Origin of the sequence: Candidatus Culexarchaeum yellowstonense (genome assembly GCF_024707025.1) — an archaeon.
Taxonomy (GTDB): Archaea; Thermoproteota; Methanomethylicia; order Culexarchaeales; family Culexarchaeaceae; genus Culexarchaeum.
This window is the reverse complement of sequence record NZ_JANGFQ010000046.1, coordinates 1-11,537: the sequence shown is the minus strand read 5'-3', so window position 1 is coordinate 11,537 and position 11,537 is coordinate 1. Positions and strand designations below refer to the sequence as shown.

Annotated in this window: 16 protein-coding genes; 8 read left to right on the top strand and 8 right to left on the bottom strand. The window is 38.3% G+C overall.

Going from position 1 to position 11,537, the window contains the following annotated elements; all coding sequences use genetic code 11:
- The coding region (locus MRT15_RS06645; RefSeq protein ID WP_304329090.1) for an N-acetylmuramoyl-L-alanine amidase at nt 1-273 on the bottom strand (273 nt) is incomplete at its 3' end.
- 182 nt (nt 274-455) lie between these two features.
- On the opposite strand from MRT15_RS06645, the gene MRT15_RS06640 reads away from it, so the two are divergent.
- Both MRT15_RS06640 and ilvE read left to right on the top strand, forming a co-directional pair.
- On the top strand, nt 456-1,451 hold the full coding sequence (locus MRT15_RS06640; RefSeq protein ID WP_304329088.1) for a DUF2330 domain-containing protein: 996 nt from the start codon (nt 456-458) through the stop codon (nt 1,449-1,451).
- A gap of 103 nt (nt 1,452-1,554) precedes the next feature.
- Nucleotides 1,555-2,451 (top strand): branched-chain-amino-acid transaminase, encoded by an 897-nt coding sequence (gene ilvE, locus MRT15_RS06635; protein ID WP_304329086.1) that lies wholly within the window; start codon nt 1,555-1,557, stop codon nt 2,449-2,451.
- A 111-nt stretch (nt 2,452-2,562) separates the two neighbouring features.
- Here the strand turns inward: ilvE and MRT15_RS06630 are convergent, their stop codons facing one another.
- Both MRT15_RS06630 and MRT15_RS06625 read right to left on the bottom strand, forming a co-directional pair.
- Nucleotides 2,563-3,324, bottom strand: coding sequence for a CoA-transferase subunit beta (locus MRT15_RS06630; RefSeq protein ID WP_304329084.1), 762 nt, complete (start codon nt 3,322-3,324; stop codon nt 2,563-2,565).
- 12 nt (nt 3,325-3,336) lie between these two features.
- Nucleotides 3,337-4,260: a CoA transferase subunit A gene (locus MRT15_RS06625; protein ID WP_304329082.1), complete on the bottom strand. Its 924-nt coding sequence runs from the start codon at nt 4,258-4,260 to the stop codon at nt 3,337-3,339.
- 82 nt (nt 4,261-4,342) lie between these two features.
- Here MRT15_RS06625 and MRT15_RS06620 point away from each other — a divergent pair, with 82 nt between their 5' ends.
- Entirely contained in the window at nt 4,343-5,500 is a 1,158-nt protein-coding gene (locus MRT15_RS06620) for a thiolase domain-containing protein (protein ID WP_304329092.1), read from the top strand.
- Between the two features lie 5 nt (nt 5,501-5,505).
- A complete protein-coding gene (locus MRT15_RS06615) occupies nt 5,506-5,976 on the top strand; it encodes a Zn-ribbon domain-containing OB-fold protein (protein ID WP_304329080.1) in 471 nt (156 codons plus the stop codon).
- 88 nt (nt 5,977-6,064) lie between these two features.
- Here the strand turns inward: MRT15_RS06615 and MRT15_RS06610 are convergent, their stop codons facing one another.
- Both MRT15_RS06610 and MRT15_RS06605 read right to left on the bottom strand, forming a co-directional pair.
- On the bottom strand, nt 6,065-6,316 hold the full coding sequence (locus MRT15_RS06610) for an antitoxin VapB family protein (protein ID WP_304329078.1): 252 nt from the start codon (nt 6,314-6,316) through the stop codon (nt 6,065-6,067).
- A 212-nt stretch (nt 6,317-6,528) separates the two neighbouring features.
- Nucleotides 6,529-6,948, bottom strand: a complete 420-nt coding sequence (locus MRT15_RS06605) for a putative zinc-binding protein (RefSeq protein WP_304329076.1) — start codon at nt 6,946-6,948, stop codon at nt 6,529-6,531.
- A 162-nt stretch (nt 6,949-7,110) separates the two neighbouring features.
- On the opposite strand from MRT15_RS06605, the gene MRT15_RS06600 reads away from it, so the two are divergent.
- The 3 genes from MRT15_RS06600 (at nt 7,111) to MRT15_RS06590 (ending at nt 8,515) form a co-directional block, all read left to right on the top strand.
- Nucleotides 7,111-7,635 (top strand): metal-dependent hydrolase, encoded by a 525-nt coding sequence (locus tag MRT15_RS06600; protein ID WP_304329074.1) that lies wholly within the window; start codon nt 7,111-7,113, stop codon nt 7,633-7,635.
- A gap of 206 nt (nt 7,636-7,841) precedes the next feature.
- The gene (locus MRT15_RS06595; RefSeq protein WP_304329073.1) at nt 7,842-8,219 is read left to right on the top strand and encodes a HEPN domain-containing protein; all 378 of its coding nucleotides are present in this window, start codon (nt 7,842-7,844) and stop codon (nt 8,217-8,219) included.
- The gene (locus MRT15_RS06590) at nt 8,195-8,515 is read left to right on the top strand and encodes a nucleotidyltransferase domain-containing protein (protein WP_304329071.1); all 321 of its coding nucleotides are present in this window, start codon (nt 8,195-8,197) and stop codon (nt 8,513-8,515) included. Before MRT15_RS06595 ends, MRT15_RS06590 begins: the two co-directional genes overlap by 25 nt.
- Nucleotides 8,516-8,864: 349 nt before the next feature.
- Here MRT15_RS06590 and MRT15_RS06585 read toward each other — a convergent pair whose 3' ends face one another.
- The 3 genes from MRT15_RS06585 to MRT15_RS06575 form a co-directional block, all read right to left on the bottom strand.
- A complete protein-coding gene (locus MRT15_RS06585) occupies nt 8,865-9,074 on the bottom strand; it encodes a hypothetical protein (protein ID WP_304329069.1) in 210 nt (69 codons plus the stop codon).
- Between the two features lie 384 nt (nt 9,075-9,458).
- On the bottom strand, nt 9,459-10,364 hold the full coding sequence (locus tag MRT15_RS06580; protein ID WP_304329067.1) for a hypothetical protein: 906 nt from the start codon (nt 10,362-10,364) through the stop codon (nt 9,459-9,461).
- Nucleotides 10,365-10,428: 64 nt separating this feature from the next.
- Nucleotides 10,429-10,668, bottom strand: coding sequence for a hypothetical protein (locus tag MRT15_RS06575; protein ID WP_304329065.1), 240 nt, complete (start codon nt 10,666-10,668; stop codon nt 10,429-10,431).
- Nucleotides 10,669-10,877: 209 nt separating this feature from the next.
- Between MRT15_RS06575 and MRT15_RS06570 the strand changes: the two genes are divergently transcribed.
- Nucleotides 10,878-11,018: a hypothetical protein gene (locus tag MRT15_RS06570; protein ID WP_304329064.1), complete on the top strand. Its 141-nt coding sequence runs from the start codon at nt 10,878-10,880 to the stop codon at nt 11,016-11,018.
- The last annotated feature ends 519 nt before the right edge of the window (nt 11,019-11,537 follow it).

The following is an 11,537-nucleotide window of genomic DNA, read 5'->3' as shown; positions in this document are numbered from 1 at the left end:
ATGCCAAGCAATATCCTTCTCCCTAACCATTTGATATACCTTCCCATCATAATCGATTACGTAATGTGCACTCACCTTAGCCTTCTCATTCTGAAACCAATTTAAAGCGTCATCAGCAGACCCCTCAATGCTATGGATCACAATCCACCTCACATCACGGGCACCATCACCCTGAGAGAAATTATTCTTGTTTGCAGGAATCCATATTGCATCACCATAATCTGTAAGGACTTCACCTACCCTATGATATGGAAAGTTTAGAGTTGAAATCATAAATACCACCACAATACAAATTAATATGCCGAAAAACACTTTAAACATTCCCCTCATATGGATATCAATAAACAATAAGTTTCTGTGGAAAGTTAAAAATTTTAGGAATTCAATTGATAGGAGGTTGATCGTCTGGGAAACCTTAAATAAATTATCCATCAATATTTTTTGGAAGATGATCTATGATTTTAAAGATTCATTATTGGATGATAATACCACTTACAATAATGATATTGTGCTCCACACAGAATGTTTATGCTGATAGGGGGATAATACCAGTTAAACCCCACATACCAATCTATGAACCTGGTCAGAAGGCTATCATAGCTTGGAATGGGGTTGAGGAGATAATGATATTATCCACAGATGTCACTGCCACTGGGGATACTATGATCCTAGAGATACTCCCACTACCATCAAAACCTAGAGTTGAAGCTGCAAGTTTCGAATCATTTAAGGTTTTGGAGAAACTTGTTTCAGATAAGTTTGTGATTAAAGCTAGAAGTTATGGTGGGGGTTTGGAGTTTAAGGGTTTAGAAATCATCTTCCACGAGAAGATTGGATTCCACGACATAACAGTGATTAAAGCATTCAATGCCGATGAACTGGTGTATTGGATTGAGCAATTCGCATTGAAAAATGGTATCACAATAGAAATAAAGCTATCAAAATTAATGGACGTGGTTAGGGAGTATATTGATGAAGGCTTCCAATATTACGTTGTGGATCTGATAAGTTTGAAGGCTGGTGAGAGGAGCATTGAACCAATAATGTATAGGTTTAATTCAAGCTTCATATACTATCCACTGAAGATATCAAGCATAATTCCAGGGAAAACCAAGATCACACTATTCATAATAACCATGGATGGAATTAGGAGGAACCACCCAAACCTCAAAGAACTACAATACAAACTTTTCGGAATTGCATACCCAGTTGAAGTTGAAATAACCGTGGAAGAATTGCGTAAAGTGGATCCGAGGATAGCTGAATTATTCAAATCCAACACTCTACTAACAATCTTAACATATGAGGGAAGCATGAGCACATTAAAGAGAGATTTGATGACAACAATAGAGTCAAGGGTAAATGTAAATTCACTGATGATGACATTCCTAGCAACAACCATAATGGCATTGACACTTACGGTGACCACGATAAAAATGAAAAAGCTTTAAACATACTCATCGATGAATGGGAATTCCATATTCAATGACCCCTTCAATAGAAGCGATTTTAAGCAAACAAGTAATATGTAATTTTGAAATCACGGGGATTTATATGAATGATAAATCGGAACTCCTCATATATATTAATGGTGAATTCTACCCCGAAAGTGAAGCGAAAATATCCGTTTTTGATCACGGACTTCTATATGGTGATGGAGTTTTTGAAGGTATAAGAGCATATGATGGGAGGATATTCAAACTCGACGAACATATCAATAGGCTCTATGAATCAGCTAAAACTGTGGGCATTGAAATCCCATTATCAAAGGAGGAATTTAAGAAAGCAATAATTGAAGTTTTGAGGAGGAACAATTTGAGGAATGCTTACATAAGACCTATAGTTACACGTGGAGTTGGACGTTTAGGCTTGGATCCAAGACACTGCCAAAAACCCACAATAATAATTATCCCACAAAAATTGGAGGAATACCCACTCACAAAAGCCACTGGAAAAACCATTAGAGCAATAGTTTCATCCATAAGGAGGACACCGCCATTCTGCCTCCCACCAATGGTTAAATCACTAAATTATCAAAACAATATCTTGGCAAAGCTTGAAGCAATAAATGCAGGTGTAGATGAGGCAATAATGTTGGATTGGATGGGCTACGTTTGTGAAGGGACTGGGGACAACGTATTCATCGTGAAAAATGGAGTACTGATAACACCACCAATATATGCCAGCATACTTCCAGGAATAACTAGGCAAACAGTTATAGAGATTGCTAAGAGACTTAAAATAGAAGTTGTGGAGAGGAACATAACGATACATGAACTCTACAATGCAGATGAAGTATTCCTAACAGCCACAGGAATCGAAATAGTACCAGTTATAGAGATTGATGGTAGGAAGATAGGCAAGGGGGAGCCTGGACCAATATTCATGAAAATAAAGGAGGAATTCGATAAAGAGGTACGAAGTACTGGAACACCAATTTATGAAGTATAGAGTAACGCCGCAGACTAATAAGGGAAGCTACCTTGCAATTCAACTATTTAATTTTTAATTTAATGTATAATGAAGCTGCAAGTCTATAAATAAAAAAAGTATGTGGGAGTGTTACCTCCCTAGGTATATCCTCTTAGGGTCAAGTTCTCTAAGAAGTTTAAGTTCTCTCTCGGATGGTTCTCTTGTAACCTTAAGGTCCTTTGAAACTTTTATATCCCAACCAGTATTCTGCTTAACTTCTTCAACAGTCACTCCTGGATGAATGTGTGTGAGGATCATTTCACCAGTTTCCTTATCGAACTCCATGATCCCAAGATCTGTTATAACTTTGTCAGGTCCTCCCCCCTCTAATCCAAGTTTCTCACGTTCCCATCTACCGCTTAGGAATCCTGGGCTTGTTATGAAGTCAACTCTTTCGGGGAATCTCCTCTTCTCATGTCTTGTTATGATTAAGATTCTTTTGGCAAGTGAAGCTATGTCGCATGCACCTCCACTCCCTGGAAGCCTAACTTTCGGTGCTCTATAATCTCCTATCACTGTTGAGTTTATGTTTCCAAATTTATCGATCTGTGCCCCTTCAAGGAAGCCGACGTCAATTCTCCCAGCTTGGAGATATAGTGTGAATACGTCGAACATTGAGCAGACGCTTTGAGCACCTGTGACTAGGCATGGGTCTGCTATGGATAGTGGCATTCTAGTTGGATTTGCACCTATAACTCCAGATTCATAAATCATCCTCAATTTTGGGGCATGAAGTCTCTTAGCTAGGTTTGCAGCTAAGTTTGGTAATCCAATCCCCACAAATACTATTTCCCCATCCTTAAGTTCCCTTGCAGCATTTATAACCATAAGTTCAGATTTAGTATACTCCATATACTTCACCCCCTACATGTATATTCCATAATTAACTGGGAGGCTGTAGAAGCTTTTAGGTTTAAGTTTCATAATCTTCTCTACACCCAGCTTCTTCACGTACTCAGCACGATTCTCCAATCCATAAACCCATTCATCCAAATATTTCTGTAGTGTTTCAGGCTCCATTGAGATTTTATCCCATTCAATGTAGAATTCGTTATCCCTATCATAGTATCCCTGAGCATAGGAGGGGTGTGCAGCCCAAGGCTCTTCAACCAATGCATCCACCATGAAGTCAGGTATCACGGTTCTATTCGGATCACTCCTAATGACATTTTCATCAACTATCTCCTCAACACTCACAATAACTCTCTTAGCAGCGAAAGCTGCTTCCTTTATATCCCCAAGTATCCCCCACACTTGGACGTTACCATTCTTATCAGCTCTCTGAGCATGTATTATGGATACATCTGGATTTAATGCTGGGACCACGCATATCTCCCGACCAGTATATGGGCAGTTTATAACCTTTATATTTGGATTGTACTTTGGGAGGTCGGATCCACGTAGTGATTTGAGGGGGATGAATGGGATATGTAATGCCCCAGCCGTAATCCTACATATCATGGAGAAATGCGTATACTCTTCAATTTCAATGCTATTTGGATACCCCTTCTCCACAGCCCTCCTAAAAGCTCTAAGGGTACCCACACCTGGATTACCAGCCCAACTGAATACAACCTTCTTTGCACATCCAGCTGCAATCATTTGATCGAAAATTATGTCTGGAGTTAACCTACATAGCGTTAAATTCCTCTTCTTCTGCCTAATAATCTCATGTCCAGCTGAGAATGGTATTAGATGAGTGAATCCAGCCATATAAACTGTATCCCCATCATTTACGAACTTTTTAATAGCCTCTTTCATACTCATAAGTTTATCTTCAACAGACATGCCCAATGTCCTCCCAGTAAATATTTTGGAATGCAAATGGTTAAAACGTTTTTGCTCAAATATATTTTTGAGGTTGTTGAATGTGAAACGTGTAGCCATTATTGGAGTTGGACACTCAAAGTTTGGGGTTAGGGCTGATGCAACATACTGTGAATTGGCTTTTGAAGCTGTTAAGGAAGCTATTGAAGATGCTGGGATAACGCAGAAGGATATAGATTTAAGTGTTGTGGGCTCCGTGGGTAATAGGCTATACGACATGTATCCTGCGCCATCAGTGAATGAGTATGTGGGATTAACGTTTAAAGGCCCATTGAGAGTTGAAGCTGCATGCGCCTCAGGAAGCGCAGCAATATTCACAGCTTACAATGCCATAAAATCCGGGTTTGCTGAAACAGCCATAGCCATAGGAGTTGAGAAGATGTGTGAAGTTGATACTCCAACTTCAACGGCCATTGGTGGTAGAGGATGCTATTTATGGGAATTCCACATGTTTGGAACAAGCTTTGCAGCATACTACGCCCTCTTCGCAACAGCACACATGACCAAATATGGTACAAAGGAGGAGCAGTTGGCTAAAGTTGCAGTTAAAAACCATTATTATGGAGCTAGAAATCCAAAAGCCCACTTCCAAAGGGAGATAAATGTTGAACAAGCTTTAAAATCAAGGGTTATATGCTGGCCACTTAAACTCTACGATTGCTGCCCAATAAGTGATGGAGCCGCTGCCATCATACTGGCATCTGAAGAGAAGGTTAAGGAACTTAAAATTCAAGACCCAATATGGATACTAGCCATTGGATATGGATCGGACACTGGAAATCTCACTAGGAGGGAAGATTATACATCAATAAAATCCACTAGAATTGCCTCACAAATGGCTTACAAGATGGCTAAAATTAACCCTGAAGACATTGATGTAGCAGAAGTACATGACTGTTTCACCATAGCCGAAATAATGGCATATGAGGATCTTGGATTCTGCAAGAAGGGGGAGGGGGGTAAATTGATCGATGAAGGACAAACGTGGATTGGAGGGAAAATACCGGTAAATGTGGATGGAGGATTGAAGGCTAAAGGGCATCCATTGGGGGCAACTGGATGCTCAATGATATATGAACTAACAAAGCAATTGAGGAATGAAGCTGGAAACAGGCAAGTTCCACTCAAAAAGTATTTGGCATTAGCACATAATGTCGGCATGACTGGACAATACTGCTACGTAACAATATTGGGGAGGTGAATGGAATGTCAAAGGCACCTGAATATCCATCAATTAAGAGTAGAACACTAACAATTACACATGACATCCCAATATCTAGGACGAAGGTTTACTGGGATGGATTGAGGGAGGGGAAAGTTTACGCAACGAAATGTAAGAATTGCGGCCAAACATACTATCCACCACAACCAGACTGCCCAAACTGCCTAACATCAAACATGGATTGGATTCAAATATCGGAGGGGACACTTGAAACATTCACACAAGCATACCTAAAACCACAAGGCTTCACACACTACGAACAAAACTACATAATAGCCATAGCAAAAGTATCAGAGGAAATTAAAGTTATGGGATGGCTAGAAGAAACAGACATAAAGAATGTTAAGGTGGAAATGCCAGTGGAAATCACAGCAAAAACAATGCCAGACGGCTTCCCAACAATAATACTCAAACCAAAACAAACATCCACACAACACCCAGCATTAAATCAATAATACCAAATTTTTCCCAACATTCCCCATGCAGTTATCTTACGCTTCACTTTCTTCCCCATAACTCCAATGAGAAAATCTGTGTTGAGCACTACTTTTCCAGTTGAAGCCTCCATGAAGCCCACATCTCTCTAATACTCTTAAAAACCTCCTCAACCTTCTCCTCAGGAACATCTCTCCAGATCCCCGCAAACTCAAAGAGATCTGGAATTCTCCTCGCTAACCTAAGAATTACATCTGAAAAACTTTCCCCAGGCCTTTTCAACTTCAATAACACCTCATACGCTTCGATACTAATAGTTATAGTCTTAACAGGCATTTCATCATTTACAATTGTATGCATACACTTAAACTTATCACGTAATACTAAAAATGAAAACTCGAGCCTTACTAAGTAATAAAAGATAGTAATGTTGATCATATAGAATTCTTACCAACAGATTTATACCCACTAGTGGAAAAAATGCTTTATATTTTATAAGGGCTATTCATCAGAGCTTAATTGCCCAGTTACTTGTTTAAGCTTCTTGCTTCATAATGTTAGCACGTATTAAGCTAAAATTTGGAGAGGAACTCTTTAACTATTTTATTAGATATCCTATCTACATCTTCATCGCTGAAGTCGAGTGAAGGCAGCTTATTAACACCTTCCTTCGCTATCACTACTTCGTATGTGGGTTCTATCCCCTTCTGCCTCAGCACATTTGATGCACACATATTTTGACAACCATTAATTGCTATAACCGCCTTAGCCTTCTTGAATATATCCACATGTGTTTTACTTCCAGCAGCCACCGCTGATAGGCAGCACATCCTGACCTTATCAGGGAAAGTCTTAGTCAATTTCCTAGCTACCTCATTTCCTACTTGACCTACACTGGCAGCACCATCACATGTAGCAACCATTATCAATTCACTAGCGTGCGTAGCGCAATGAGGAAGCAATTGGTACTTGCTTATCCCAGAAGAGCTCAAGCCCTAATCACCTCCATTTTGTGATACATCATACTAGAAGATATGTACTATATATTTTTTGTGATAAATCCCAAAAATGCCTCTACGTTTACACAAATATACATTCACTGTGTTTATTAAACTTAATATAACTCGTTTCAATAAACAGCTATTGAGACTTGTATGCATAGCTTCACTCATTTTATTACATCGCTCTTAATAGCTACTTTGATCTCACTTAGGTACAATGTTGGACTCTTCGAATTCTTATTGGCAATATTATCGGGAACGCTCATAGACTTAGACCACATATATAATTACATGAGATATCACAGAAATCCAAAATCATTAAAAGACTTCATCGAGAAGATATTGGAAGCTTATAAGCAACCTCCAAATAAGGGTATTAGATATCATACAGCCGCACATGAGTTAATAGGAGTATTTGTATTTCTATTGATCTCCATATTAGTAGGTTTCCTCTATTCCACCACCTATGCGTTGCTAATCTTCCTTCCCATCTTAAGCCACTTCCTTCTCGACACGCTCAGCATCAGAATGATGCCCTTCTCACCATTTTCAAAGAAGGAATTCTACATAGGTTTACTGAAACCAAACAGTGCACAGGAAAAAGCTTTCATCACAATATTACTTGCCATCACACTCCTACTACTCTTCCTTAAAATGTTAACTAGTATGAATCATTGATTTTCCAAGTAAGTTTCAGAAGTCTTCCCAACACCTTCTAGAATTTCATATGTTTGGATGTATTGAAAGGTTTTATCAGTGATAATTGGAGGAATGATATGAGTTGCCGTTTAGTGCTGCTCGTATCTTCCAGATTGGATTGAGTTTGAAGTATGCAAAAGATAGATATCTTTGTATAGCTATTTAAAGTCTAGTGAGTGGTTAAATTGAGTGCTAGGCTATATGAAGATATGGTGGCTAGAGCTAAGCATTTTCTTAATGTCAGTGGATACGATGTTTCTGCTGGTAGATATGATATAGCTTTATTTCATCTCGAGCAATCAGTTCAAATAGCCTTAAAAGCTTATTTGTTAAAGACTTTCGGAGATTTCCCGAAAATATGTTCATTGAAGGATTTAATTGATTTAAGTGAGAATAGCTGTCTGAAGAAGTTGGCTGAGGATTTATGGTATATCGTAGATATTCTTGAAGATGCATATATAGGTGCAAGGTACCTTACTAGGAGGTATGGTGAGAAGGAGTATAGGGAAGCTTTAAAGTTTGTTCAAGAGGTGTTTAAATGTATAGGTATTTCGATTACCTAAAGGAGAGTAAAAGGGATTTGGAAGAGAATCTTGGGAAATACCTTGAAATCCTTAAAAGTATTGCTGAAAAATATGGTGGAAAGGCATACATTTTTGGCTCCTATGTGAAGGGTGGGTATATAGGTGCAAGCGACATAGACATACTCATTGAAATCCCAGATAACGTAGATAGGTTTAAAGTTCTACATGAAGCTAGGAGGCTTATACAGAATAGGAGGGTTGAAATACATGTCTTAAACGAGTCAGATGCAAAGATATTTAAAGAGTTGATTAAGGTCTACAAAGAGATTGTATAACTTTTACCTATCGATGTTTAAATAGAATTCCAGTAGAAAACTCTCATTCGCAAAGTTCTCCATTCTCTTAGGCCAGATCTACCTCCCATGAATTCATTGAGGCATTTTAAAGTCTCAAGACTCAATTAGATTGTTGCTTCTAGTCGTTCAGTTTTCCAACTAGAATTCTTAAGGTTTAGGAATTTTTAGTATAAATTTTAGTGTTAAATAGAAGAGTGTCAAGTTTTCTACTCAACACCTCAATTAACTAGAACTCACTTAATAACTTCATGAAGATTTTCCCAACTATTTACTGGCTATTTTTATATTTTTAAGCCAGAACATTTTCAAATTAACGCTTTAAAATATTTTATTTGAATATTACTGTTAGTATTATTGTTACCCACATCGATATCTGGATCCCTAGAAGCCAGTAAAATCTGTTGTTCAAATCTTTCCTCAAATCTCTCATATCAATCCTTAAGTCTCTAATTTCGCTTTCCATATGATTCAATCTCTTATCCATCTGTTCGAGAATGCCCTCGATTCTAGCAACTCTCTCTTCTAAGTTACTCTTCACAACTGTTCCCACAAATCTTAAAGTACATGGAAGTTTATAAAGTCTTGGTTTCAATATTCAAAGTTTGTAGTTTTATTTTGATACGTATTTTGACTCTAAGAACTGAAAGTCAAACCCAATAGTTTAGTAGTTCTAACATTAACTGAGACTATCTATTACATGGCAATTATGAAGACTATTCGTTAGTTAACCTTAACATAATCTTCAGCATCAAGCCGATCATTATCAAGCTTTGAGCGACACACTAAGCTTTACTTGGCATCTTGAAAGAAGGTAGTGCTCCTCAGCAATTGAAAGTCCCACCTCTTTCAAAGCAGAGTTAACCAGTCTTAAAGTCTGAAGAAAGCGTTATAAAAAAAGTGGGAAGTGAGAAGGAGAGGACATTTAGGCGCCTGAGTCTGCTTCAACCGTTCCGTCAAACCATACTCTGATCCAAGACCAGGCGTGAATTCGCTGTAGCACGACACCAAAGGGTGCATATATAAAGTCTGCTTCAGCCCACGTGTATGAGTATAGGCCTTGAGCCCTTACCTCTGCATAGTGATTGAAGTTCTGGCAACTCCACGCCCACTGAGCCCATAAAGCTATCCAATAGTATGATTGATCATCGACACTTATAACCAAGACCCAATCCAAAATATAGGTTGTTGACTTCGCTGAAAGATGCCATATTGTCCAGCCGAAGACGTTCTTCCCTTCAATTCCTTTATCGACGGTCACTGCATATATCGTGGCTAGTTGGACGAATTCTCCCTGTTCTAGTTTGAGCTCATAGACCTCATATGTGTAACTCTTCACGAGTTTAACAACCGTGATGTTTGCATATGGACCCGAGGCTTTCTCTGGAATAGAGGGGCTCGTAATTTCCTCTTCACCAGTCTCCTTTTTTATTAGAACTGGCTTTAGATGTATGTGAGCTATCGGCTTGTTTCCATTGAGCCTCACAAGGTAGTATGCATCGCCGACTTTAACTAATGCTTCACCTAACTCGGGCTTCTCCTTCAAGCGGTAAACACATATTACCTCGATATTTGAAACGTTCAACGTCGTCTTTAAGTAATTATGAAGTATATCTTCGTAGATCTTCTTATCTTCAACGATATACTTCGATTTGGTGCCTGAGATTGTTATGGGGATTTCTCTGACCTCATATTTCGTCTCTCTTTTCTCGATCGAGGCGACCCTAAGATAGTCGAATGCCCCGAAGCCTCTCATCCCCAAAGCTGCAATGCATATGGAAATCAGCAATAAGATAAATATCGATGTACTAAACTTCCTATAGAGCCTCATATCCCATATTATTGTTGATAAAAATCCTCTTCATATTTTTTGATCATTTTTTGCAATAGTTCTCTTAAGTGTTCCATTTTAGTGACCTTATAATTGTTGGTGTGAATGTGCCGAATGTGTAGCCTATATAGTGGCTGAATATGTTGAGTACACCCTTCCCAATAAGTATTTCTGGGGGTATTAATACGGGTAGATAGAATAGGTATTTTATTGCAAGTGAAATCAATAGCAACCTGTATACTGAGACGCAAAAGCCGCCCTTAAATAAACTTTTGATTCTATTGAATGTTAACATAGACGCCATTTGCTTAATACCCAGTCGATTAGCATAGATGGAATAAATGAATATAAACAATAGTAATGTGAATGCGAATAACATTATGAATTGCTCCGTTGAAGATATCTTTAGATTGGGAAGGATTATCATGTTGTTTAGTGAGAATATTAGTAGAATGAAGGATGAGTTTAAAGGGAATTTTCAAAACATTCTTCAAGTAATTAAAGATGGCGTAGATGGAGTATCCTGCAAAGCCAGAGGTTATTAAAGAGAAGCCCAGCACATATATTCCAGGCGTCTTCAAGGCTGGTAAGAAGCATATTATGAGTAGGGAGGAGATGATTGGCAATAATAGTAGGAGCATAAAGGAAGCCTGATAGAATAACCTCCTATTAGTCTCAAAATTGAATAGGAAGAAGGTGATGAATAGGTAGGTTGAAAGGTTGCTGATGAAGTGATTGAAATCCACATGAACATAACTTGAGAAAAGCAAGCTTACAAATGTGGGATTTGAAGGCCACAAAACAAGATAATCCTTCAAATCATCAGGCAAAACATAAAACGCTGTGAGTATAGCTGGTATCAGGAGATAGAAGAATAAGTAATCATACCACTTCCACAACAAAAGAACAGGATTAAATTGAGCCAATTTCCCCCTCAAATAATTAAGTGAAAACAACCATCATCCCAATAACCCCTAAACCCTCCTCACAACTTATAACTATCGCTAAAAACTCCAAGCAACCAAACAAGGAAGCTACCAACATAAATATCAACTCAACACCCAATTATAGAAAAAGGCAAATGGAAAACTAGTTTTAAGTATTTGTTTTTATGAGATATTTATGATGATGGGGCATTGAAGTTGAATGTAATGGAAAAGCCCCAATCAAGAT

Coding starts and splice junctions, on each gene's coding strand:
- MRT15_RS06610 (WP_304329078.1), bottom strand. CDS start 6,316: ATGCATACAATTGTAAATGATGAAATGCCTGTTAAGACTATAACTATT.
- MRT15_RS06590 (WP_304329071.1), top strand. CDS start 8,195: ATGTATAGGTATTTCGATTACCTAAAGGAGAGTAAAAGGGATTTGGAA.
- MRT15_RS06575 (WP_304329065.1), bottom strand. CDS start 10,668: ATGGCGTCTATGTTAACATTCAATAGAATCAAAAGTTTATTTAAGGGC.
- MRT15_RS06625 (WP_304329082.1), bottom strand. CDS start 4,260: ATGTCTGTTGAAGATAAACTTATGAGTATGAAAGAGGCTATTAAAAAG.
- ilvE (WP_304329086.1), top strand. CDS start 1,555: ATGAATGATAAATCGGAACTCCTCATATATATTAATGGTGAATTCTAC.
- MRT15_RS06640 (WP_304329088.1), top strand. CDS start 456: ATGATTTTAAAGATTCATTATTGGATGATAATACCACTTACAATAATG.
- MRT15_RS06600 (WP_304329074.1), top strand. CDS start 7,111: ATGCATAGCTTCACTCATTTTATTACATCGCTCTTAATAGCTACTTTG.
- MRT15_RS06580 (WP_304329067.1), bottom strand. CDS start 10,364: ATGAGGCTCTATAGGAAGTTTAGTACATCGATATTTATCTTATTGCTG.
- MRT15_RS06615 (WP_304329080.1), top strand. CDS start 5,506: ATGTCAAAGGCACCTGAATATCCATCAATTAAGAGTAGAACACTAACA.
- MRT15_RS06570 (WP_304329064.1), top strand. CDS start 10,878: ATGGAGTATCCTGCAAAGCCAGAGGTTATTAAAGAGAAGCCCAGCACA.
- MRT15_RS06630 (WP_304329084.1), bottom strand. CDS start 3,324: ATGGAGTATACTAAATCTGAACTTATGGTTATAAATGCTGCAAGGGAA.